Annotated in this window: 22 protein-coding genes; 11 read left to right on the top strand and 11 right to left on the bottom strand. The window is 76.2% G+C overall.

Annotated elements, in window-relative coordinates:
• Nucleotides 1–6: 6 nt before the first annotated feature.
• From HLA93_RS06530 to HLA93_RS06515, 4 genes are all read right to left on the bottom strand, one after another.
• Nucleotides 7–747 carry a methyltransferase domain-containing protein gene (locus HLA93_RS06530; RefSeq protein ID WP_222193535.1) on the bottom strand — a complete coding sequence of 247 codons (741 nt, stop codon included), beginning with the start codon at nt 745–747 and terminating at the stop codon, nt 7–9.
• Between the two features lie 156 nt (nt 748–903).
• Nucleotides 904–4668 (bottom strand): DNA polymerase III subunit alpha, encoded by a 3765-nt coding sequence (locus tag HLA93_RS06525; protein ID WP_222193534.1) that lies wholly within the window; start codon nt 4666–4668, stop codon nt 904–906.
• Nucleotides 4665–5186, bottom strand: coding sequence for an SAV_6107 family HEPN domain-containing protein (locus tag HLA93_RS06520; protein ID WP_222193533.1), 522 nt, complete (start codon nt 5184–5186; stop codon nt 4665–4667). Before HLA93_RS06520 ends, HLA93_RS06525 begins: the two co-directional genes overlap by 4 nt.
• Nucleotides 5186–5512, bottom strand: a complete 327-nt coding sequence (locus tag HLA93_RS06515) for a DUF6504 family protein (protein ID WP_222193532.1) — start codon at nt 5510–5512, stop codon at nt 5186–5188. Before HLA93_RS06515 ends, HLA93_RS06520 begins: the two co-directional genes overlap by 1 nt.
• Nucleotides 5513–5916: 404 nt before the next feature.
• On the opposite strand from HLA93_RS06515, the gene HLA93_RS06510 reads away from it, so the two are divergent.
• From HLA93_RS06510 to HLA93_RS06480, 7 genes are all read left to right on the top strand, one after another.
• A complete protein-coding gene (locus HLA93_RS06510; protein WP_222193531.1) occupies nt 5917–6462 on the top strand; it encodes a GNAT family N-acetyltransferase in 546 nt (181 codons plus the stop codon).
• A gap of 156 nt (nt 6463–6618) precedes the next feature.
• Nucleotides 6619–7146, top strand: coding sequence for a YbaK/EbsC family protein (locus HLA93_RS06505; RefSeq protein WP_222193529.1), 528 nt, complete (start codon nt 6619–6621; stop codon nt 7144–7146).
• Nucleotides 7143–7736: a GNAT family N-acetyltransferase gene (locus HLA93_RS06500; protein ID WP_222193528.1), complete on the top strand. Its 594-nt coding sequence runs from the start codon at nt 7143–7145 to the stop codon at nt 7734–7736. The genes HLA93_RS06505 and HLA93_RS06500 overlap by 4 nt, the downstream gene beginning before the upstream one ends.
• Entirely contained in the window at nt 7733–9406 is a 1674-nt protein-coding gene (locus tag HLA93_RS06495) for a phytoene desaturase family protein (protein ID WP_246626046.1), read from the top strand. The genes HLA93_RS06500 and HLA93_RS06495 overlap by 4 nt, the downstream gene beginning before the upstream one ends.
• Nucleotides 9403–10203 (top strand): carotenoid biosynthesis protein, encoded by an 801-nt coding sequence (locus tag HLA93_RS06490; RefSeq protein ID WP_222193527.1) that lies wholly within the window; start codon nt 9403–9405, stop codon nt 10201–10203. The genes HLA93_RS06495 and HLA93_RS06490 overlap by 4 nt, the downstream gene beginning before the upstream one ends.
• Nucleotides 10200–11357 carry a glycosyltransferase gene (locus tag HLA93_RS06485; protein WP_222193526.1) on the top strand — a complete coding sequence of 386 codons (1158 nt, stop codon included), beginning with the start codon at nt 10200–10202 and terminating at the stop codon, nt 11355–11357. The genes HLA93_RS06490 and HLA93_RS06485 overlap by 4 nt, the downstream gene beginning before the upstream one ends.
• A gap of 36 nt (nt 11358–11393) precedes the next feature.
• Nucleotides 11394–12041, top strand: a complete 648-nt coding sequence (locus tag HLA93_RS06480; RefSeq protein WP_308127977.1) for a flavin reductase family protein — start codon at nt 11394–11396, stop codon at nt 12039–12041.
• Between the two features lie 124 nt (nt 12042–12165).
• Here HLA93_RS06480 and HLA93_RS06475 read toward each other — a convergent pair whose 3' ends face one another.
• Together HLA93_RS06475 and HLA93_RS06470 are read right to left on the bottom strand one after the other, a co-directional pair.
• On the bottom strand, nt 12166–13143 hold the full coding sequence (locus HLA93_RS06475; RefSeq protein WP_222193523.1) for a carbohydrate kinase family protein: 978 nt from the start codon (nt 13141–13143) through the stop codon (nt 12166–12168).
• Between the two features lie 119 nt (nt 13144–13262).
• A complete protein-coding gene (locus tag HLA93_RS06470) occupies nt 13263–13919 on the bottom strand; it encodes a CDP-alcohol phosphatidyltransferase family protein (protein WP_222193522.1) in 657 nt (218 codons plus the stop codon).
• 35 nt (nt 13920–13954) lie between these two features.
• On the opposite strand from HLA93_RS06470, the gene HLA93_RS06465 reads away from it, so the two are divergent.
• Nucleotides 13955–14785, top strand: coding sequence for an esterase/lipase family protein (locus HLA93_RS06465; protein WP_308127976.1), 831 nt, complete (start codon nt 13955–13957; stop codon nt 14783–14785).
• Here HLA93_RS06465 and HLA93_RS06460 read toward each other — a convergent pair.
• On the bottom strand, nt 14782–15891 hold the full coding sequence (locus HLA93_RS06460; protein WP_222193521.1) for a LacI family DNA-binding transcriptional regulator: 1110 nt from the start codon (nt 15889–15891) through the stop codon (nt 14782–14784). The genes HLA93_RS06465 and HLA93_RS06460 overlap by 4 nt on opposite strands.
• Before the next feature lie 24 nt (nt 15892–15915).
• Between HLA93_RS06460 and HLA93_RS06455 the strand changes: the two genes are divergently transcribed.
• Both HLA93_RS06455 and HLA93_RS06450 read left to right on the top strand, forming a co-directional pair.
• Nucleotides 15916–17307, top strand: a complete 1392-nt coding sequence (locus HLA93_RS06455) for an MFS transporter (protein ID WP_222193519.1) — start codon at nt 15916–15918, stop codon at nt 17305–17307.
• A 169-nt stretch (nt 17308–17476) separates the two neighbouring features.
• The gene (locus HLA93_RS06450; RefSeq protein WP_222193517.1) at nt 17477–19078 is read left to right on the top strand and encodes a methyl-accepting chemotaxis protein; all 1602 of its coding nucleotides are present in this window, start codon (nt 17477–17479) and stop codon (nt 19076–19078) included.
• A gap of 90 nt (nt 19079–19168) precedes the next feature.
• Here the strand turns inward: HLA93_RS06450 and HLA93_RS06445 are convergent, their stop codons facing one another.
• From HLA93_RS06445 to HLA93_RS06430, 4 genes are all read right to left on the bottom strand, one after another.
• Nucleotides 19169–19978, bottom strand: coding sequence for an ABC transporter permease (locus HLA93_RS06445; protein ID WP_222193516.1), 810 nt, complete (start codon nt 19976–19978; stop codon nt 19169–19171).
• The gene (locus HLA93_RS06440) at nt 19975–20916 is read right to left on the bottom strand and encodes an ABC transporter ATP-binding protein (protein WP_308127975.1); all 942 of its coding nucleotides are present in this window, start codon (nt 20914–20916) and stop codon (nt 19975–19977) included. Before HLA93_RS06440 ends, HLA93_RS06445 begins: the two co-directional genes overlap by 4 nt.
• Nucleotides 20913–22019 carry a LolA family protein gene (locus HLA93_RS06435; RefSeq protein WP_308127974.1) on the bottom strand — a complete coding sequence of 369 codons (1107 nt, stop codon included), beginning with the start codon at nt 22017–22019 and terminating at the stop codon, nt 20913–20915. The genes HLA93_RS06440 and HLA93_RS06435 overlap by 4 nt, the downstream gene beginning before the upstream one ends.
• Nucleotides 22020–22080: 61 nt before the next feature.
• On the bottom strand, nt 22081–22455 hold the full coding sequence (locus HLA93_RS06430; protein ID WP_222193512.1) for a hypothetical protein: 375 nt from the start codon (nt 22453–22455) through the stop codon (nt 22081–22083).
• A 99-nt stretch (nt 22456–22554) separates the two neighbouring features.
• On the opposite strand from HLA93_RS06430, the gene HLA93_RS06425 reads away from it, so the two are divergent.
• Nucleotides 22555–23184 (top strand): hypothetical protein, encoded by a 630-nt coding sequence (locus HLA93_RS06425; protein WP_222193511.1) that lies wholly within the window; start codon nt 22555–22557, stop codon nt 23182–23184.
• Nucleotides 23185–23186: the final 2 nt, after the last annotated feature.

Genomic DNA, 23186 nt, shown 5'->3' with positions numbered 1-23186 from the left:
GCCGGGTCAGCCAGCGGGCCGGGTGGCCAGCACGTGCAGGCCGGTGGCGACGTCCCGGTAGGGCGAGGTGCCGGCCAGGGCCAGCTCCAGGGCGCGCAGCGCGTCGGGGTCGGCCCCGGAGGAGGCACCGAGCAGGTCGGCGACGACCGAGACGCCGCGCCACTCCCCCGGCTCCAGGCCCGCACCGGCGAGCAGCTCGAACAGCTGCTCGGGGTCGAACCGCCGGCGGGCGGGCCCGCTGCGGCCGGGCGCCGGGTCGCGGTCGGTGAGCAGGGCGCGGGCCTCCACCGGGTGCCCGCCGACCGCACGGGACAGCACCGCGCCGGCTCGGTTGGCCGTGGCGAGGGAGAGCTGGCCACCGGGGCGGAGCACGCCGGCGAGCTGCTGGAGGGTGCTGGCCGGCTCGTCGACGACCTCGAGCACGAAGTGACACAGCACCAGGTCGAACACGTCCCCGGACGGCAGCGCAGTGAGCATCCGGTCGCCGTCGCCCTGGACGCCGCGCACCCGGTCACCGGCGCCGGCCGTGGCCGCCCGGCGGTGCAGGGTGGCCAGCGCGTCGGCGCTGGGGTCGACGACAGTGACCTGGTGGCCGAGGGCGGCGAGCGGGACGGCGAACATGCCACTGCCACCACCGAGGTCGAGCACCTGCAGCGGGGTGCCGGCGGCGACCAGCGGGTCGAGCGCGGCCCAGATCGCTGCCGTCCGGGCCGGGGCCTGCGCGGCGGTGGCGGGAGGGGTCGTCACCCCGCGGAGCCTAGTGGCGGGCCGCCCAGCCCACCCGGCCCGGACGGCACCGTGCAGCGGCGGTGCGCCCACGGCGCACCCCGGCGGCCGGCTGACCCGCACGGCCCAGAGTTGTCGGACTCCTGGGCCGTGCGGGTTCAGCGGTGGGGCGGCCCGTCAGTGGCCGGAGCTGCCGGGGCTGGAGTGCCAGAGCTTGCGGGGCGGGGCGGCGGCCGCGCGGCGGGCGGCGGTGGCGGCGTCCTCGCCGGCGGGCTTGATGTCGGCGTAGGGCGACATCCGGAAGCCGGTCGGGTGCACCAGCACCGGGCGCACCACCACCGGGCGGGAGGCCCGGGACGCCGCTGCCCCGGTGATCGCCTGTTCGGTGTACTCCCCCGGCGCGGCCATCAGCTCGGCGACCGCGGCCATCCCGCCGGTCTCCCAAGCCTCGTGCAGCGCCGGCAGCTCCCAGGCACCGGTGGCCCGCATCGACACCCCGCGCGGACCGGTGCGGCGCATCACCCCGCGGACCACCAGTAGCCAGGAGTGGAAGACGGTGGCGGCGTAGGGGCCCTGCACGTCCTCGAAGAAGGTCGAGTCCGCGCAGCCGGTGCCGTCGTCCAGGGTCACGAACACCACCCGCCGACCGGACCGGATCGGCGGGGTCTGGGTGGCCACCTTCACCCCGGCCACCAGCACCTCCGCACCGCTGCGGCACTGCAGCAGCTCCCCGGCGGGCACCGCACCGAGCGCGGCCAGGAACGGCCGGTAGAACTCGACGACGTGCCGGCTGGCGTCCAGCCCCAGCACCTCCAGCTCGGCGCGCACCCGTTCGGCGTCGGTGAACTCCGGCAGTCCGGAGGCGACGAACTCCGGCTGACCGCCGGCGTCCTCCGCGGGGCTCTCGACGTCGAACAGCCCGGGCTCCGCCGAGGTCTCGGCGCCGAACAGGTCGAGGCCCAGCTGCCCGGTGCCGGCGGCCTTGGCGCCGCTGCGGCTCCAGCGGTCGAGCTCGCCGATCTGCAGCAGCAGGTCGCGCCGGGTCAGCTGCTCGCGCCGCCGGGCGGGCCGGCCGGCCTCGCTGTCGCGCACCCCGAACCCGTAGACCGAGTCGAAGCCCCCGGCCAGCACCAGCCGCTCCACCACCGGTCGGGACACCCGCGCCCGGTTCCAGAAGTCGGTCAGCGACCGGTAGGGCTGCCCGGCCTGGATGCGGGCGACCTCCTCGTCGTTGATCCCCTTCACGTCGGCCAGGGACAGCCGGATGCCGTACCGCCCCGGCTCCGGCATCGACGCCGGCATCCACTCCGGCCGTGGTCGCAACCCGTCCCCGCCGTCCAGCTCGTCGTCCGTGCCGCTGTCGACCCGTTCGATCCGGTAGCTGCCGGCGGAGGCGTTGACGTCCAGGCCCAGCACCTGCACCCCGAAGTTGCGGGCGTCGTCGAGGATCAGCCGCTTGGGGTACATCCCCGGGTCGTGGGTGAGCACCCCGGCCAGGAAGGCCGCGGTGTGGTGGGTCTTCAGCCAGGCCGACTGGTAGGTGGGCAGCGCGAACGCCGCGGCGTGCGCCTTGCAGAAGCCGAAGGAACCGAAGGCGACCAGCACCTCCCACACCTGCTCGACCACCGCGACGTCGAAGCCCTCGGCCAGCGCGCGCGGCGCGAACCAGGCCTTGACCTCGGGGTGGGCGTCCTTCTCCCCCAGCGCCCGGCGCACCTCGTCGGCCTCGGCCAGCGTGCAGCCGGTCATCACCGACACGATCTGCAGCACCTGCTCGTGGAAGACCACCACCCCGGCGGTCTGCTCCAGCGCCGGTTGCAGCGCGGGGTGCAGGTAGACCGGGTCGCGCCAGCCGTTCCGGGCCATCAGGAACGGGGTGACCATGTCGCTCTTCACCGGCCCGGGCCGGAACAGCGAGATGTCGACGATGAGGTCCTCGAAGGTCTGCGGCCCGAACTTGCCGACCAGCTCGCGCTGGCCCGGTGACTCGATCTGGAACATGCCGAGGGTCCGGGTGCTGCGGATCAGCTCGAAGGTCGTCGGGTCGTCCCGCGGGACCGCGTCGATGTCGACCTGTTCGCCGTCGACCCGGGCCACCTCGTCCATCGCGTGCGCGATCGCCGACTGCATCCGGATGCCGAGCAGGTCGAGCTTGAGCAGCCCCAGCTCCTCGACGTCGTCCTTGTCGAACTGGCTCATCGGGTAGCCGAGATAGCTGTTCTCCACCGGCGTGCGGTCGAGCAGTGTGGCGTCGGAGAGCAGCACGCCGCACGGGTGCAGCGCGATGTGCCGGGGCAACCCGTCGAGCCGGGAGACCAGGTCGAACAGCAGGTCGAGGTCACCGGTGCCGCCGCCCCGCTGGGAGCCCATCCGGCTGGCCCGCAGCTCGGGCAGGTCGCGCAGCGCGGCGTGCACCTGGTTGGCCCGGATGTGCGGGAACGCCTTGGCCACCGCGTCGACCTCGGCCGGGGGCAGCCCGAGGGCCGCGCCGACGTCGCGGATCGCGTGCCGCACCCGGTAGGTGTCCATCATCGAGATGCAGCTGACCCGGGAGGCGCCGAAGCGGTCGATCACTGCGTCGTAGACCTCCATCCGCCGGGCGGACTCGACGTCGATGTCGATGTCGGGCAGCTGGTGGCGCAGCGGGGAGAGGAACCGCTCCATCAGCAGGCCGTAGCGGATCGGGTCGACGTCGGAGATGCCCAGCAGATAGGTGACCAGGCTGCCGGCGCCCGAGCCCCGGGCCGCGGCCCGCACCCGGAGCTCCTTGATCAGGGTGACCACGTCGGCGACGGTGAGGAAGTAGGACGGGTAGCCGAGGGAGTCGATCACCGCCAGCTCCTCCTCCAGCCGCTCGCGCACCGCGGCCGTCGGGGTCATCCCGCGCCGGCCGAACCCGGCCTCGCACCGCCCGCGCAGCACCTGCGAGGGGCCCATCCCCCGCTCGGCGGCGGTGGTGACCACGTCGAGCTCGGGGTGGCGCACGGTGCCGATGCCGAGGTCGGCCCGGACGTCGACCACGCACTGCTCGGCGACCCGGGCGGTGGTCTCCAGCAACCGCAGTGCGGCGTCCCGGTCGGGGCCGGCGAGCTCCTCGGCGAGCAGCGCCATCTCCTTGCCCGACTTCAGGTGCCCCTCGGCGGTGCGCCGGTCGACGTGCCGCTGCCCCAGCGGCACCAGCCGGCGGCTGGCGTCCAGGACGTCGGCGGTCGGGGCGTCGAGCGCGTCGACGTACCGGACGGCGTTGGTGAGCACCGCCGGCACCCCGGCCTCGGCGGCCAGCCGCAGCATCGCCTGCGCGCGGGACCGGTCGCCCTGCCCGCGGTGGTGCACCACCTCCAGCACCAGCTGCCCCGGGCCGAAGACCGCCCGCCAGGCGGCGAGCCGGGCGTGCGCCAGGTCGGCCCGGCCGGCGGCCAGCGCCCGGCCCACCGAGGACCCGGGCCCCAGCACCGCCAGCAGCCCGGTCGAGTGCTCGGCGGCCAGGGTCAGCGAGCTCACCGGCTCCCCGCGGGTGCCGCCCAGGTGGGTGGCGCTGGTCAGCCGGCACAGCGACCGCCAGCCCGCGCCGTCCCGGGCGAGGAAGGTGACCCGTGGGGACCGCGGGTCGACGCTGGCCCCGCCGCGGGCCGGGGACCGGCGGCCGGCGGGGTGCGCGGCCCGGTGCCGAGCGGCGGCGGTGATCCGGCCGGGGGTCTGCTCCCCCGGCTCACCGCCGGCGACCGGGTCGACGGCGAGGTCGACGCCGAACAGCGGGCGGATGTCGGCCGACCGGCAGGCCAGGGCGAACTTGACCGCCCCGTACAGGCCGTCGCGGTCAGTCAGCGCCAGCGCCCCCATGCCGTGGTCGGCCGCCCGGGTGACCAGGTCGGCCGGGTGGTTGGCGCCGTGCCGCATCGAGTACCCCGAGGCGACGTGCAGGTGGACGAAGGGGTCGCTCACAGGGCGGTGCTCGGACCGGTGGTGCTCGGACCGGTGCGCCCGGGGCCGCGGCGGCGCGAGCCCGGGTCGACCGCGCGCAGCCGCGGTGGGGCCGCTGCCGGGCGGCTGATCGCCGTCTCGACGACCCCGAGGAACGTCCGCACGTCCCGGACCAGGTCGTCGGCCTCCCGCTCGGTCACCGCGTGCGAGAGCCCGGCCTCGGCCGCGGCGCGCTTGGCCGCGCCGGCGGCGAAGAACGTCGCCCACTCACCCAGCTCCGGGGCGACCTGGCCGATCAGCACCCAGGCGCTGCGCGGGCGGCGCCGCCCCGGCTCGGGCTGGGTGCGGGCGGCCAGCACCGCGGCCGCGGCCCGGAGCGCGGCCAGGTGCGCGGTGGCGTACCGCCAGCCGGCGTCGGGGCAGGCAGCGGCCTCGCCCAGGCCCCGGTGGGCCTGGCCGAGCAGCTGGGCGGCGGCGGTCGGCAGCGGCGGGGGCAACGGGAGCTCGCCCTGGGCCGGCAGGGCACGCGCGGCGCCCATCAGTCGTGCACCCGCACGAGCAGCCACTGGTTCGCCGTCGGCTCCCAGGACAGGTCGAACACCCCGGCGAAGCTCATCCGGGAACGCCCGGCGCGGACGGCCTCGACCCGCCAGACCTGCCGGGTGGCGACCAGGTCGGCGGACGCACCACCGCGCCCGGCGGCGCCGGGCTGCCACCACGGCGCGGTCTCCACCCAGGAGTCGAGCAGCTCGCCCACGACGTAGCGGGTCTGCGCCCGCCAGAACTGGGCCGGCCCCAACGGCCCCTGCTCGACCTGCACCTCTTCACCGACGTGGCCACCGGCCCCGACGAGCACCCGGCTCATGACAGACTCCGCAACTCTCGGCCCCCACCTGCCGGCCCACGACCGGCCCGGCGGGGAAGCGCACGCCGTACGGCATGACGGCCCGGGCCGGTGAGCGGACCCACCGGTGTTCGAACAGGTGTTCGAACAGGTCTGAGTAGACCGGAGCCGTCGGGAGGCGTCAAGCCGGACGGGCGTGTCGGCGTCCGTGTCGTTACAGCCACTGCATCTGACTGGCGCAGTCCGCTGCGCACGGGATCGACCCGTTCGTCCACAACACCCGAGCGCTGGACGACCAGGCGGGATGGCAGCACCTCGCCGCCGTCCTCGGGCCAAATAGGCGCGATCCCGTCCGGGTCACCCGGTGATCGGTCCGGTCGCCCGGGCGACCGGACCACGGCCGGCGCCCCGGTGCAGGATGAGCCGTGGCCGACACACTCCTGGCTGCGCTGCCGGCCGAACTCGCCAGCGTGCGGACCACGCTGCGACTGATCACGCCGGACGACTGGCCGGTGGAGGTGGCACTGTCGGCGCTCCCGGACGTCGTGCGCTGGACGCGGTACCCGCCGGATCTGGACGAGTCCGGCGCCCGGGCCCGGATCGAGACGAGGGTGCGCGGGGCAGCGGCCGGCACGGGTGGGCGTTACGTCGTGCGGGACTCCGCAGGCTGCGCCGTCGGTACCGCGGGCATCGCCATGAACGGGCAGCACGACCCCGAGGTGTTCTACGCCCTGCTCCCGGCGGGACGGGGCCGTGGGCTCGCCACCGCGGCGACCCGTCAGCTCACCGACTGGGCGCTGGACGTCGGGCACCACCGGGTGGTGTTGAAGACGATCGAGGGCAACACGGCCAGCGAGGCGGTCGCACGTCGCTCGGGCTACGCGCTGGTGGCGACGGAGACGGCGACCGTCCGGGACGCCGCGGTGCGACTCCGCCGGTGGGAGCGCCGACCCGGCGACCGGGAGCACTGACGCGCCGCCGGCAGGATGCCCCACCCGATCGGGTCACGACCGCCTGACCCGGACGGGCTGGACCCGCAGGACGGTCGAGGAACGCTGCGCCACCGACCGGAGCCCTCGCGGTCCCGGGTGGGGCGCGGCCCCGGAGCCGGTGGGAGGATCGCCGGCATGACCGCACCGGAGACCCAGCACCCCCGGGTCGCCGAGGTCGTGCGCCTGCTGCGCGAGGCCGGCGCCGCCGGTGAGGTGCGCGTGCTGCCCGACAGCGCCCGCACCGCCGCCGCGGCCGCCGCGCAGCTCGGCGTGGCGGTCGGGGCGATCGCCAACAGCCTGGTGTTCGACGCCGGTGGCCAGCCGCTGCTGGTGCTGACCAGCGGCGCGCACCGGGTCGACGAGGCCCTCGTGGCCGACCTGCTGGGCGTCCCCCGGGTCACCCGGGCCACGCCGGAGTTCGTCCGCGAGCACACCGGGCAGGCCATCGGCGGGGTCGCCCCGATCGGCCACCCGGCACCCATCGGCACCCTGGTCGACGTGGAGCTGGCCCGGCACGACCAGGTGTGGGCCGCGGCCGGGCACCCGCACACCGTCTTCCCCACCAGCTACGACGAGCTGCTGCAGCTCACCGCCGGCACACCCGCGGAGGTGGGCCCCGGGCCCGGCTCCCGGCCCGGCGACGACGAGGGGACCCCCCGATGACCGACACCACCCCCGCCACCCGCGTCACCGAGCTGCCGGCGGGCTGGATGCGCGAGCACCTGCACGAGGCGCTGGCCATCTACGGCGCCGCGATGGGCTACGGCGACTCCGTCGTCGCCGGCCGCTACGGCTACGCCGTCCAGCACACCGAGCGACCCGGCTTCCGGGCGGTCGGCGCCTTCGCCGAGGGCCGCCGGGAGGACGGCACGACGGCCGAGCGCCTGGTCGGCTTCGGCTACGGCTACCTGGTCGCCCCCGGCCAGTGGTGGCACGACCAGGTGCGCAACGCCCTGGACCGGCGGACGGCCAAGCAGTGGCTGCCCGGCGCCTTCGAGGTCTGCGAGCTGCACGTGCACCCGGACTCCCAGAGCCGGGGCCTGGGCCGGCAGCTGCTGCACGCCCTGCTGGCCGACCTGCCGTACCCGGCCGCCCTGCTGAGCACCCCGGACACCGACACCAAGGCCTTCCGGCTCTACCACGCCGACGGGTTCGTCGACCTGGCTCGCGACCACCACTTCCCCGGCGACCCGCGCCCGTTCGCCATCCTCGGCGCCCGGCTGCCACTGGCCCGTCCCGTCCCGAAGGACTGATCCCCGTAGCGACACCGGAGACACCCCCCGCCGACACCGCCGTCGACGCCGTCGTCATCGGCTCCGGGCACAACGGCCTGGTCGCCGCCTGCCACCTGGCGAAGGCCGGGCTGCGGGTGGAGGTGGTGGAGTCCGACGAGGTGCTGGGCGGCGCGGTCTCCACCGTCGAGCGCTGGCCGGGGGTGCGGGTCGACCGCGGCTCCAGCGCCCACGTGATCATCCGGCACAGCGGGGTGGTCGAAGAGCTCGAGCTGGAGCGGCACGGGTTGCGCTACGTCGACTGCGACCCGTGGGGCTTCGCGCCCGCACCGGTGCCCGGCGACCCCGGCCCCGACGGCCGGCCACTGGTCTTCTCCGTCGATCTCGACGCCACCTGCGCCTCGATCGCCGCCGCCTGCGGGGACGCCGACGCCGCCGCCTACCGCCGGTTCGTCGCGGTGTGGGGCCCGCGCAGCGCCGCCGTGGTCAAGGCCTTCGGCGACCGGCCGAGCCCCGCGCGGCTGGTCCGGCACCTGTGGCCGGTGGGCGCGCCCCGGCGCGGGCAGCCGCGCACCTCCGGCGGGGAGATCGCCACCGACTTCCTCGGGTCCGGCGACGCCCTGCTGGACCGCTGGTTCACCAGCGAGCGGCTCAAGGCGGCGCTGGCCTGGTTCGGCGCGCAGTCCGGCCCGCCGATGTCCGAGCCCGGGACGGCGGCGATGGTCGCCTGGGTGGCGCTGCTGCACGACGTCCCGCCCGGCCACCCGGTGGGCGGCTCCGGCGGCCTCACCCAGGCGCTGGCCGCCCGGCTGGCCAGTGACGGCGGCCGGGTCACCCTCGGGGACGGCGCCGCGCGACTGCTCGTCGAGGGCCCGGACGGCGACCGGCGGGTCACCGGCGTGCAGACGCTCTCCGGACGGCGGATCACCGCCCCCGTCGTCGTCGCCGCCTGCCACGTGCTGGCCACCAAGGCCCTTGCCGGGGACGACGCCCCGCCCGCGCTGGCCGACGCGGACCCGCCGCTGGGCAACGGCTTCGGTCTGGTGCTCCGGTGCCAGACCGATGCCCTGCCGCAGTACCCCGGCGTGGGCGACGAGGCGTTACAGGGACTGCAACTGCTGTGCACCGACCGCGCTCAACTGGCCCGGGCGCACGGTGACTGGCTGGCCGGTGAGCTGCCCCGCGAGCCGGTGCCGCTGGCGATGTCGTTCTCCGCGAGCGACCCGACGCTGGCCCCGCCCGGCCAGCACGTGGTCACCATCTGGGGCCAGTGGTACCCGTACGAGCTGGCCGACGGCTCGGACTGGGACGAGATCGCCGACCGGGCCGCCCAGCAGCTGATCGCCGCGGTCGACCGGTACGCCCCCGGGTTCGCCGACTCGGTACAGCGGCTGTACGTGCAGACCCCGCTCAAGCTGGAGCAGGAACTGTCCCTGAGAAGAGGCAACGTCATGCACGTGGAGATGAGCCTGGCCAGCATGTTCGGCTTCCGGCCCACCCCGGCGCTGTCCGGCCACCGGGTGCCCGGGCTGGGCGGGCTGTACCTGACCGGCGCCTCCACCCACCCCGGCGGTGGGGTCTCCGGCAACTCCGGGCGCACCGCGGCCCGGGTGGTGCTCGCCGACCGGCGCCCGGCCGCCCGGCTGCGGGGCGAGCTCATCCGGAGGCTCCGCCGGAGGACCGCGGGGTGACCGGCGCGGTCACCACCGCCCGCACCCTCCCCCGGCCGTCGGCCGGCTGGGTGCCCCTGGCCTTCACCGTGGCCCTGCTCGGCACCGCCATCGCCTACCCGCTCACCGACGGCCCGGCCCGGGACGGGGTCAGCTGGGCGATCGTGCTGTTCGGCTCGTCCGCGGCGATCAGCCACGCCGCGGTCAGCCGCGGGCTGCGCACCGGTCTCGGCGTGCTGGTGCTGGTCGCCGTCGTCGCCGTGCTCTTCGAGGCGCTCGGCCTGGCGACCGGGTTCCCCTACGGCAGCTACACCTACAGCGACGTGCTGGGCCCGACGCTGCTCGGCGTGCCCTTCCTGGTCCCGCTGGCCTGGCTGATGATGGCCTGGCCCAGCTGGGTGGCCGCCCGCCGGCTCGCGCCGTCGTCCCAGCCGCTGCGGGTGCTGATCGCGGCCTACGTCTTCGCCGTCTGGGACGTCGTCCTGGACCCGCAGCTGGTCCAGGCCGGCTACTGGCGCTGGGAGTTCCCCAGCCCCGGGCTGCCCGGCATCGACACGGTGCCGCTGACCAACCTCGCCGGCTGGCTGCTCGCCGGGCTGGTGCTCATGACCGCGCTCGACCTGCTCGTCGCCCGCACCGCCCGCCCCGGCCCACCGCGCTCCGGCGACACCGCACCGCTGCTCACCCTGGGCTGGATGGTGCTCGGCGGGGCGCTGGCGCACGCCGGCTGGCTGGGCCTGCCCGGGTCCGCGATCTGGGGCGTGCTGCTGGCACTGCCGGTGGTCGTCGCCCTGGCCGCCCAGCAGCGCCGCCGGTGACCGCGGTCTGGCGACGGCTGGTGCGGGTCTGCGCCGGCCTCTCGGTGCTGGCCGCGCTGCACGCGGTGGTCAACACCCGGCTGCTGCGCCGGCCCCCGGCCGTGCCGCGCCCGACGGCCCAGCGGGTCACCGTCGTGGTCCCCGCCCGCGACGAGGCCGAGCAGATCGAGGGCTGCCTGGCCGCCGTGCTCGACCAGCGGGGCGTTCGAGACCTCCGGGTCGTGGTGGTCGACGACGGCTCCACCGACGCAACGGCTGAACGGGTGTCCGGGGTCGGCGACGACCGGGTACGGCTGGTCACCGGCACGCCGCCGGAGCCCGGCTGGCTGGGCAAGCCACACGCCTGCGCCCAGGGCGCAGCGGCGGCGGGCGAGGTCGACCTGCTGGTCTTCCTGGACGCCGACGTGCGGCTGATGCCCGACGCGATCGCCTCGGCCGCGGCGGTGCTCGAGGAGGCGGAACTCGACCTGGTCTCCCCCTGGCCCCGGCAGCTCACCGGCAGCGCGGCCGAGCGGCTGGTCCAGCCGCTGCAGCAGTGGCTGTGGGCGACCCTGCTGCCGCTGCGGCTGGCCGAACGCTCACCGCGGCCGTCCCTCGCGGCGGCCAACGGGCAGTTCCTGGTGGTCCGGCGGGCGGCCTACGACCGGGCCGGTGGCCACGCCGCGGTGCGCGGTGCGGTGATCGAGGACGTCGCGCTGCTGCGGGCGGTGAAGGCCGCCGGGGGGCGCGGGGTGGTGGTCGACGGCTCGACGCTGGCCGCCTGCCGGATGTACGACGGCTGGCCCGGGGTCCGGGACGGCTACGGCAAGTCGCTGTGGTCGGCGGTGGGCGGGCGGCCGGCGGCCGCCGCCGGGGCCGCCGCCGCGCTCAGCGCCGTCTGGCTGCTGCCGCCGCTGGCCGCGCTGGCCGGCTCCCGGGCCGGGGCGGTCGGCTACGCGGCCGGGGTGGCCGGGCGGGCCGTCGTCGCGGCCCGCACCGGCAGCCGGGTCTGGCCCGACGCGCTGGCCCACCCGGTGTCGATCGCGGTGCTGGACGTGCTGGTGGCCCGGTCGGTGCGCGGGCACCGCCTCGGCCGGCTGCACTGGCGCGGCCGCACCCTGCCCGGGGCCGACGCGCCCTCCCCCGGGGCCGACGCGCACCGCCCCGGGGGCTGACGCGCACTGCCCGGCCGCGTCACCGACGATGGGCCGGTGACCTCCTCCGAGCGCGTGCACTTCGACCCGGCCGAGATGGACACCGGCGCCTTCTACCGGGTGCTGAACTCGGTCGTCGTCCCCCGGCCGATCGCCTGGGTGTGCACCCGGTCGACCGAGGGCGTGCGCAACCTCGCCCCGCACTCCTTCTACACGGTGGCCTGCGTCGACCCGCCCGTCGTCCAGTTCACCAGCGTCGGCCGCAAGGACTCGCTGACCAACGTCGAGCAGACCCGCGAGTTCACGATCAGCCTCACGCCGGAGGCGCTGTTCGAGCAGGTCAACGCCACCGCCACCGACTTCCCACCGGACCAGGACGAGGCCGAGCACGCCGGGGTGCGGCTGGAGCCCAGCGAGGTGGTCGGCGTCCCGCGCGTGGCGGAGTCGCCGGTGTCGCTGGAGTGTGTGCTGCACGGCACGGTGTCCCTCGGCGACAGCACCGTCGTCTTCGGCCGGGTGGTGCACATCGCCGTCCACGCCTCCGCCGTCCGGGACGGCCGGCCCAGGATCGACCAGCTGCGCCCGCTGGCCCGGCTGGGCGGCAACGAGTGGTCGACGATCGGCGAGGTCACGGAGATCCGCCGCATCCCCTACCGCGACTGGTCCGGGGACCCGGCCATCGGCGAACGCCTCCGCGGCGGCTGACCCCCGTGCGGCCATGTCGGCGAACATGGCCGCACGGCGGCCGCACGGGGACGGCGGCCGCCGGAGGGGGCGCCCCGGTCAGGCGGCCATGGTGGTGAACATGGCCGCCTCGAGGCGGGCGCTGTCAGGCGGGGAGGTACGGGGCGACCTCGTCGGCGGCGTCGGCGCCGAAGGCCTCGGCGAACCGGGCCAGGAAGGGCTCCCGGGACAGCGTGTACTCCTGGGTGCCGATCACCTCGACCGCGGCCGTGGCCACCGCGGAGCCCACCTGGGTGGCGCGCTCGATGCCCAGGCCCCACTGGCGCGCGGCCACGAACCCGGCGCGCAGGGCGTCACCGCCGCCGGTGGGCTCGACCGGCTTGGTCTCCGGGACGGCGATGACCTCGATCGGCTCGGCTCCGGCCTGCTCCACCCGCACGCCCTTGGCCGCCTGCGTGGTCACCCAGGTGCCCACCCGGGAGAGCACCTCGGCGTCGTCCCAGCCGGTCTTCTGCAGCAGCAGTGCGTGCTCGTACTCGTTGGTGAACAGCAGGTCGGCGCCGTCCACCAGGTCGCGGATCATCTCGCCGTCGGCCCAGGCCAGCTGCTGGGAGGGGTCGGCGAGGAACCGGTAGCCGCGCTCCCGGCACTCGCTGGTGTGCTGCACCATCGCGGTGGGGTCGTTCGGGCCGACGATGACCAGGTCGACCGCGCCGACCCGCTTCTCCACCGGCGCCAGCTCGATGAGCGAGGCCTCGGACATCGCGCCGGAGTAGAACGAGGCGATCTGGTTGTTCGCCGCGTCGGTCGTGCAGGTGAACCGGGCGGTGTGCTTGAGCTCGGACCAGCGGACGCTGCCGGTGTCCACCCCGTGCCGGGTCAGCCAGGCGTCGTAGTCGTCGAAGTCGCTGCCCACCGCGCCGACGAGCACCGGGCGCAGCCCCAGCTGGGCCAGGCCGTAGGCCATGTTCGCCCCGGCGCCGCCGCGGTGCTGCACCAGGTCGTCGACGAGGAAGGAGAGGGAGACGTTCTCCATCTTCCCCTCGACGAACTGGTCGGTGAACTTGCCGGGGAAGGTCATCAGGTGGTCGGTGGCGATGGACCCGGTCACGACGACGGACATGGGAGGACTCTCTCCGTGCGGGGACGGCGGCCGCAGACAGGCCGCTCGACCCCGGGCAGGAACGCGCGCCGAGGCGTCTCCAGGGTAGGAGGGCGGCCGCGCCGACCGCCCATCCCGGGTCAGTCGGCGAGCGCGCGGCGCAGCTGCACGCCGAGCTGCGCGGTGCCCACCAGGCCGAGCAGGCAGCCCACGGCCGCGCCGAGGGTGACGACCAGGCCGGGGTCGACGACGGCGGAGGTGATGCCCGCCCCGCCGACGGTGAAGCCGGCCATCGCCACCCGGGTGGGCCGTTCCCAGACCGAGATCGCGCCGGTCTCCCGGACGCCGGCCTGCCCGGCCCGGGCCCGCAGGTAGTCGGGGAACCAGCACAGCGCCCCGAACGCCGCGACCAGCCACCCGGGGGCACCGGCCACCCAGAGCGCCAGGGCGTAGGCGACCTCGGTGAGCCGGTCGACCGCGGAGTCCAGCACGAACCCCCGGCGGGAGGCCCGGCCACCGGCGATCGCCAGCGCGCCGTCCAGGGAGTCCAGCAGCCCGGACAGGCCGATGAGCAGTCCGGCGGGGACCAGCCAGGCGCCACCGGCCGCGGCCGGCCCGACCGCACCGACGGCCACGACCAGGCCGAGGGCGGTGACGGCGAGCGGGGACCACCGGGCCAGCGGGCGGGCCAGTGTGTAGGCCAGGGTCAGCCAGCCCCGCACCAGCCGGCTGTCGGCCGGGTCGGTGCCGCCGTGCCAGCGGGACCACGCCGCCAGGTACTCGTCGCGGGTCAGCACCCGTGCAGTCCACCATGCCGCGGGCACGAGGCAGCGTGAGCAGGGACAGTGGGTGGGTGCTCGCCGGCCTCTCCCCCGCCCGCCGCCGCCTGGTGCTCGTCCTGCTGGCGGTCGTCGTCCTGGCCGTGGTGGCCGTCGCCGTGCCGCTGCTGTCCGGCCGCGAGGACGACGCCTCCTCCGCCGCGCCCGACGAGGACGTCCCCGGCCCGGTGCTGCTGGTGCCCGGGTACGGCGGGTCGACCCGCTCGCTGCAGGGCCTGGCCGACCGGCTGACCGCCGTCGGCCGGGACGCCACCGTCGTCGCGGTGCCCGGCGAGGGCACCGGCGACCTGACCGCGTCGGCGGACGCCCTGGCCGAGGCGGTGGACGACGCGCTGGCCCGGACCGGCGCGGACAGCGTGGACGTGGTCGGCTACTCCGCCGGCGGGGTGATCGCCCGGCTGTGGGCCGCCGACGGCGGCGCCGAGCAGGCGCGCCGGGTGCTCACCCTCGGGTCGCCGCACCACGGCACCCGGGTCGCCGACCTGGCCAGCTCGCTCGCGCCGTCCCAGTGCCCGGCGGGCTGTCAGCAGCTCACCACCGACAGCGACCTGCTCGCGCAGCTCAACGCCGGCGACGAGACGCCCGAGGGGCCCAGCTGGGTATCGATCTGGACGACGGACGACACCACGGTGACCCCGCCTGAGTCCGCCCGGCTGGACGGCGCGCTGGAGCTCACGGTGCAGTCGGTGTGCGCCGACGCCCGGGTCGGTCACGGCCAGCTGCCCACCGACCCGCTGGTGCAGGCGATGGTGCTGGCCGAACTGGCGGCCGGTCCGCCCGTGGAGCTCACCGCCACCGACTGCGCCGTCCTCCGCCAGGGCTAGGCCCCCTCTGGCGCGACCCGGCCGGAGGACCCGCGCACGACCAGTCGGGTGGCCAGGCGCCGCGGTCCCGCCGGCCGCTGCCCGGTCGCGCCGAGCAGCTGCGTCGCGGCGAACTCCCCCTTCCCGCGCGCGTCCTGGGCAACGGTCGTCAGCCCCAGGCCCGCGGCGGTCGTCGCGTCGTCGAAACCGACGACGGACACGTCGGCGGGCACCGCGAGCCCGCGGTCCGCGCACACCTGCAGCGCGCCTTCGGCCAGTCGGTCGCTCAGGCAGATCACCGCGGTCGGACGCGGCTCGGTGGCGAGGACGGCGGCCGCACCGGCTGCTCCCTCCGCCGGCGTGCTGTCGGCGCCGTGGAACACCGGGACGGTCGACCAGTCGATGCCGGCCCGCACGGCGGCCGCGCGGTACCCGGCCAGGCGGTCACGGGTGACCGAGTAGGTGGCCGACCGCTGAGCGGCCTCGTCGACCAGGCCCCGCTCGATGGGCTCGCGGTGCATCCCGAACGAGACGACGGAGAGTCGCCGATGCCCCAGGTCGAGCAGGTGCGCACAGACCGCCTCGGCAGCCGCGCGGTCGTCGATGCCGACCCAGGACGTGTCCGGAGCACCGAGCTCGGCCAGCCGGGCCGGTGACGGCTGATCGATGACCGCGATGGGCAGCCTCCGGGTGATCGCTGCGGACAGCAGTGGGTCGTCGTCGGCCAGCGACGACACGACGAGCGCGTCGACGAGCGCACCCGTCACCGCCGCGACCCGCCGACGCGGGTCGGCCGAGCCCGGGATGAGCAGCAGTCCGGCACCGGCCGGTTCGGCGACGGCGGAGATGCCGGTCAGCAGCTGGACGGACACGGGGTCGGCGAAGGCGTAGGACAGCCCGTTGTCGTAGGCCACCCCGATGGCGCCCACCTGGCCGCGCCGGAGGCCCGCCGCCACCGGGTCGGGGCCGGGGTAGCCCAGCCGGTCGGCGGCGGCGAGCACCCGTTCCCTCAGGTCCGGGGAGAGCTGGTCGGGCCGGTTGTAGGCGTTGGACACCGTCTTCGCCGACACCCCGAGCTCGGCAGCGACCTGCTGCATCGTCACGCGTTGCGCTGGCCGGCCGGGCATGCGTTCAATGGTGGCACTTCAACGATGAAGAAGGCGGTGGGCGCGGTGGTGGCTGACGACCGCACGACCTCGGCACGGCGCTCGAGCTCACCGCGGATCGCGGTCGGCACGCTCTGCGCCGTCCAGTTCGTCGACGTGCTGGGCACCACGATCGTCATCTCGGCCGCGCCCGCGATGCTGGCCGACCTCGGCGCACCACCATCGGCGGTGTCGGTGGTCGTCCCGGCCTACGCGGTCTTCTTCGGCGCACTGCTGATGCTCGGGGCCCGGCTGGGCGACCGGTTCGGTCACCGTCGGGTCCTGCAGGCCGGCCTGCTGCTCTTCGCCACCGCGTCCCTGGCGGCCGCGGCGGCGCCCGGCCTGGTGGTCCTCGTGGCCGCGCGGTGCACGCTCGGCGCCGCTGCTGCCCTGTCGGTCCCCACGGCGCTCCGGCTGCTGTCCGCCGTCACCGAGGAGGAGGACGCCCGGCGCGGCGCGCTGGCCGCCTGGAGCGCGTCCGGCGCCGCCGCCGGGGCGGCCGGGCTGCTGCTGGGCGGGGTGCTGACCGACGCCGTCGGCTGGCGCAGCCTCTTCTGGGTCAACCTCCCGCTGGCCGCGGTCCTGCTCGTCACCGTCCGGCGGCACGTGCCGACTCCCGCGCCGCGCCGGGCGGGGTCGCTGGACGTGCCGGGCGGCCTGCTCCTCGCCGTCGCCGTCGCCGCGCTGGTCCTGGGGGCCTCGGTGCTGGAACGGCCCGGCCGGGCCCTCACCGGTGGGGCGGCGCTTGCGGTCGCCCTCGCTGCGGCGGCCTGGTTCGCCCGGGTGGAGCGACGGGCCACGGACCCACTGGTGCCCGCCGCTGCGCTGCGCCACCGGGCGCTCTCCACGGGTGCGGCCGCCTCGCTGGCGAACACCGCCGCCACCAGCTCGGCGGTGACGGTCGCGACCGTGTGGCTGCAGGACACCCAGGGCCGCAGCCCGACCGCCGCCGGCCTGACCCTCCTGCCGTTCAGCCTGCTGGTCGTGGTCGGCGCCGCCAGCGCAAAGGCCGTGATGCGCCGCCGCACCCCGCGCACCACCGCCGGACTCGGGCTGGTCGTCGTCGCGGCCGGGAACGCGCTCCTGCTGGGCGCACCGTCCTGGCCGTGGCTGGTCCCGGTGGCCGTGGCCATCTCCGGCCTCGGACTCGGACTGTCCTCCGTCGCCGCGACCACCGAGGGCACCGCCGTGCCCGAGCAGCTCCAGGGCACGGCGGCCGGACTCCTGAACACCGCCGCGCAGCTGGGCACCGCGGTCGGGGTGGCGGCCGTCCTGCTGCTGGCCACGGCGAGCGAGGGCACCGGTGTCCCGCTGGCCGGGCCGCCGTCGGGCTGGGCGGCCTCCGCGGTCATCGCACTGGCCACTGCGTGGTGGCTCCTGCGCCGTCGGGACGAGTGATCCGGCACCGGCCCGGCTCATCGCCCCCCTGGACCTGGATGGTTGCTCCGGACACCCACTTCGGGTGAGTCGCAATCGAGTTGGGCATGACCTTCCGTGTTCTGGTGATTACCGAGGGCGAGGCGCCAGGACGGCGCCGCTCGTGATCACGCAGCCTCGGAGGCATCCCGTGCCCGGCACCACCACCCCGTCCCGCCCGCGCTGGGGCATCACCGCGAAGATCGTCGCCGCCGTCGGCACGGCCGTGCTCGTCGCGGTCCTGGTCGGCCTGCTCGGTCTGCGCGCCCTGGGGCACACCGCGGACGCCACCAGCCAGATGTACGCCGAGGAGGTGGTCGGCACCGCTCAGGTCGAGGCGGTGCGCTCGGACTTCTTCGCCGTCCGGCTGGCCGGCACCAACTACGCGGTGGCCACCACCGCGGCCGACCGGGCGAAGTACCTGGAGGCCCGGCAGGACGCCTACGCCGGGCTCGCCGCCGCGGCCGACAGCTACCTCGCCACCCACCCCTCGGACTCCGGACGTGCCCTGATCGAGGCCGTGCTGGACGGCATCACCGACTACCAGGCGGCGATGGTGGAGCTGGACGCGCTCGCCGACGCCGGCGACCTCGTCGGCTGGTCCGCCGCCCGCGAGTCGACGGTCACCCCGATCGCCACGGAGATCATCGGGCAGATCAACGAGCTCGCCGAGCAGCGAGCCACCAATGCCGCCGCCACCGCGGCCGCCGCGACCGAGGAGTACGAGCAGACCCGCACGGTGCTGGCCGTCGTCGTCGTCCTCGGCGCGCTGGCCGCGCTGACCGCCGGCGTCCTCGTCGCCCGGGCGATCACCCGCGGCCTGCGCCGGGTGCAGGCCACCGCCCAGGCACTGGCCGCCGGCGACCTGACCCGCACGGCCGACGTCACCTCCCGCGACGAGGTGGGCCAGACCGGCGCCGCACTGGACGGCGCCCTGGTCGAGCTGCGGGCCGTGCTGTCGGCGGTGAGCGGGTCGGCCGACGCCGTCGCCGCCTCGTCGGAGGAGCTCAGCGCCTCGGCCGCCCAGATCTCCGCCGCCGCCGAGGAGACGGCCGCGCAGTCCGGGGTCGTCTCCACCTCGGCCGGCGAGGTCTCCCGCAACGTCGAGACCGTCGCGGCCGGCGCCGAGCAGATGGGCGCCTCCATCCGGGAGATCAGCTCCAACGCCGCGGAGGCGGCCCGGGTCGCCGGCACCGCCGTGACCGAGGCGCAGGCCACCACCGGGACGATCGAGGCGCTGGGCACCTCGAGCCAGGAGATCGGCGCGGTGGTCAAGACCATCACCTCGATCGCCGAGCAGACCAACCTGCTCGCGCTGAACGCCACCATCGAGGCGGCCCGGGCAGGCGAGGCGGGCAAGGGCTTCGCCGTCGTCGCGACCGAGGTCAAGGAGCTCGCGCTGGAGACCGCCCGGGCCACCGAGGACATCGCCCGCCGGGTGGAGGCGATCCAGGGCGATGCCGCGGGAGCGGTGGCCGCGATCGGCCGGATCAGCTCGGTGATCACCTCGATCAACGACTTCCAGCTCACCATCGCCAGCGCGGTGGAGGAGCAGACCGCGACCACGACCGAGATGTCCCGGTCGGTCCAGGAGGCCGCCGGCGGGGTGGCGGAGATCGCCGGCAACATCACCGGCGTCTCCACCGCGGCCCAGTCGACCACCGAGGCGCTCGGGCAGACCCGGGTGGCGGTGGACGAGCTGGCCCGGATGGCCACCGACCTGCGCGCCGGCGTCAGCCGCTTCACCTTCTGATGGGCACCGGCTCCGGCAGCTGATCCAGGGCCGTCCCCCGCACCGACGCCGGTGCGGGGGACGGCCATCGGCGCGGAGGGCGTGGCGCGGCTAGCTGGTGACGTCCTTGGTGGTGAAGTTCGCCCAGGCCGCGCCGACCAGCACGACCACGTACACCCCCTGCAGCGCCACCCCGCGGACGACGTCCCGCCACAGGACCGGGTCGCGGAACAGGTCGACGAAGGCCAGCCAGTACCGGGTGGGCAGGTAGGGCGCGAACGCCGACGCCGCGTCCAGGGTGAACAGCAGCGACGAGGCGATCAGCACCGCCAGCGCGCCGAGCGTGGCCCCCAACGGCGAGTCGGTGAGGGTGGAGAAGAACAGCGCGAACGCCGCCACCCCGAGCATCGAGACGGTGACGTAGCCGATCGCCAGCAGCGTGCGACCGGCGATCTCCTGGCTGGTCAGCGTGGTGCCCGACAGCGCCGTCCCGCCGATCGGTGAGACGTCGAACAGCAGCTGCCCGGTCAGGTAGCCCACCGCCGCCACGACCACCACGGTGACCAGCACGAAGGCGATGACCGCGACGAGCTTGGCGATCAGCAGCCGGGTGCGCCCGGCGGGGCGGGCGAGCAGGTAGCGCAGCGTGCCGGCCTGCGCCTCCCCGGCGACCGCCTCCCCGGCGACGACGGAGACCGCGATCGGCAGGAACAGCGGCAGCACGATGGCCAGCGCGGCCAGCGGGTACAGCGTGCCGTTGGTCAGCACCGCGGAGAGGAACACCGGCCCCTCGCCCGGCCGAGGCGCCAGGTCGGTGAGCGCCAGCAGCACGGCGACCAGCACCGGCAGCCCGTTGAGCAGGCCGATCGTCACCCAGGTGCGGGGACGGCGGAACAGCTTGCGCAGCTCGACGGCGATCACCGGCGCGACCGCTCCCCCGGTGCGTCCACCCGGTCGGCGCTGGTGCTCGCCGCGGCCAGCACCACCTCCTCCAGGGTCGGGCGCTCCAGCGCCAGCCCGGTCACCGGCACGCCGGCGGCGACCAGCGCGGCGTTCACCTCCGCGGGGTCGGCGCCGCGCACCACGGCCCGGTCGCCGTCGGTGCGCAGCACCCGGCCGTCCAGGGCCGCGCGCACCCGGCCGGGGTCGGGGGTCTGCACGATCGTCGCGCCGGTGGGCGCGGTGAGGGTGGCCAGCTGGTCCTGCAGCACCAGCCGCCCGCGGTCGAGCACCCCGACCCGGGTGCACAGCTGCTCCACCTCGGCCAGCAGGTGGCTGGAGAGGAACACCGTCGTCCCGCCGCGGTGCAGCTCCAGCAGCAGGTCACGGATCTCGTGGATGCCCTGCGGGTCCAGCCCGTTGGTCGGCTCGTCGAGCACCAGCAGCTCGGGACGGCGCAGCAGCGCGGCGCCCAGGCCGAGCCGCTGGCGCATGCCCAGCGAGTAGGCCTTGACCGGCTTGCGGCCCACGCCGGCCAGGCCGACCTGCTCCAGCACGGTGTCGATCCGCGCCTTCCGGGTGCGGCGGGAGCCACCCGGCCCGGCGGCGTCCAGCAGCGCCAGGTTCGCCCGGCCGGACAGGTGCCCGTAGTGCGCCGGGCCCTCGATCAGCGCCCCGACCCGCGGCAGCACCCGGCGGGCGGCGCGGGGCATCGGCTCACCCAGCAACCGCACCTCACCGCGGGTGGGCAGCACCAGGCCGAGCAGCATCCGCACGGTGGTGGTCTTGCCCGAGCCGTTCGCGCCGAGGAAGCCGTAGACGTCGCCGGCCCGTACGTCCAGGTCGATGCCGTCGACCGCGCGCAGCTGGCCGTAGCGCTTGACCAGCCCGGCGGTCTGGATCACCGGGTCGTCGCTCACCAGGCCGGCACCAGGTCGGTGGCCGCGGTCGCCAGTGCGTCCAGGTCGACGGTGCCGGTGAGCAGCACCGGGCCGTCCTCGCCGTCCACCAGCATCAGGCCCAGCGGCCCGGCGGAGATCCGCACGCCCAGGTGGTCGACGACCACGCCCGGCGCCCGGACCAGCGCGTCGCGCAGGCCGTCGGCGGCCCGCCCGGGCAGCGGGCTGACCGCGAGCAGGGTCACGCCGCGGCCGTAGAGCCCGACCGAACGCGGCGCCCCCTCGATGGTGCGGCGGTCCAGGCCGGCCAGCGCCGCCGGCAGCCGCACCCGGTGACCGTCGGCGGCCGCGCGGGTCGCCGACTGCAGCAACTGGGCGTCCTGCCCCTCCCGCAGCTCGGCCTCCGGCGGCGGGTCGAAGGCGGTCACCTCCGCCGGCGGGGTGGTCGGCTCGAACTCCAGGAAGCCGGTGTCCAGCGCCGCCTGGCCGTCGTCGGCACCGAAGACCTGCACCCGCAGCGGCACCCCGCTGGCGTCGTCCACCCACACGTCGACCCGGCTCACCGACGACGCCGTGTCGGCCGGCCGCAGCCGCACCCCCAGCGCGTCCCGCCCGGCGAGCCGGTCGGCGCCGATCCGGCTCAGCTCGGCGTCGGTGGCCTCGGACAGCAGCCGGCGCCCCAGCGCGCTGGGCAGCAGGTCCGGCGCGGTGGGCAGCGCCAGGGGGCTCGGCGCCGTCCGGGTCGCCACCGCCCGCTCCCAGGTCCAGGTCCAGGTGCCGCCTGGGTCGGCGTGCACGCCGGTCTCGCCGGTCGGTGCGACGACGTCCACCCGCCAGTCGGCCGGGCCGCGGTACCAGGCGCGCATCGTCGTCCGGTCGCTCAACAGGTCGGCCGCCGAGGTGAGCTGGTCGCCCACCGGCAGGTCGAGTCCGCCGGCGGACTGCGCGTACCCGGCGAACGGGACGTCGGCGGAGGCCAGCACCGCCCGGCGCAGGTCGGCCGCGGGCGTGCCGGCGTCGGAGGCGGGCAGCGCGCCGATCACCGAGGGCAGTGCGAGCAGGACGGCGACCAGGCCCACCACCAGTGCCCAGCGGCGGGCTGCTCCGGTCCGCCGTCGAGCCACCCGGCCACGGTACGACGGCCTGGCCACCACCGGCCCTCGAGCGCGCAGCCACGGCCGGTGGTCAGGCCAGCGCGACCACCAGGCAGCAGCCGGCCAGCACCAGCGAGACCGGCGTCATGACCTGCCGCTCCGGCCGGCTGCGCGAGACGGCGTTGACCAGCACGCCCAGCGTGAAGTACCCGGTGAGCACCCAGATGCCGACCTCCAGCCCACGCCCCGGCGTGGGCGCCCCGACCGCCGCGCCGACCACCACCCCGCCGAACACCGCGTACAGCACGATCGACACCGCGCTGCCGATCCGGAGCCGGGGCGGCAGCACCCGGTGCTGCCCGCCCCACGCAAGGTGTCCCAGCGGGCGGCCGGCCGCCAGCTGCACCTGCAGCACGGCGAGCCCGGCCAGCACGACGACGGCCACGACGGCAGCCCCGATGATCACGGCGGCACGGTAGCGGCTCGGCGGCCCCAGCGGCCCCGGCGCGCTGGTCCGTCCAGCTGGTCCTGCGGACTCGGGCCGCGGCACCTACGGTCGGACGCCATGGCCGCCCCGATCAGTGACGCCGTGGTCGTCGACGTGCTGCGCCGCGTGGACGCCGGGCTGGGCCCGCTGGTGCAGCGGCTCGGCCGCCCGCCCCAGCTGCCGCCCGCGCAGCGCGCCGCGTGGTGGGCCGAGCAGGTGAGCCGGGTCGCCGCCGGGGTGTCGGCCGCGCCGCGGTTCGCCGGCAAGGTCGCCGACCTGCTGCCGCTGCAGAACACCGTGGGCTCCGCCGTCCAGGCGCTGGTCGTGCTCGGCGTCGCCCGCGCGCACGGCCTGGACCAGCAGGCCCAGCGGGTGTCCCTGCTGGCCCGGGTGCTGCTCGACCGGGACCTGCCCGCCGACCGGGTGACCCCGCTGCTGGCCCGCAGCCGGGGCGTCTACCGGGACGAGGCGCTGGGCGCGGACCGCTCCGGCGTGGGCGGCGTCGCCCGCAGCATCTGGCGGGCCGCCCGCCTGCTCAGCCGGGTCGACGACGCCCTGGACGCCCGGCCCAAGGGCAAGCTGCGGCACCGGGCGCTGGCCCAGCTGCCGGTCGTCGGCGTGGTCGGTGGCTACGCCGCCGAGCGGGAGGGCCTCCGGCGGGCCGCGCAGGAGGCCGAGGAGCTGCTCGGCGGAGCAGCGGCGGGCTGACC

Origin of the sequence: Modestobacter italicus, from assembly GCF_019799965.1 — a bacterium.
Classification (GTDB): Bacteria; Actinomycetota; Actinomycetes; order Mycobacteriales; family Geodermatophilaceae; genus Modestobacter; species Modestobacter italicus_A.
This window is presented reverse-complemented; position numbering and strand designations above follow the sequence as displayed.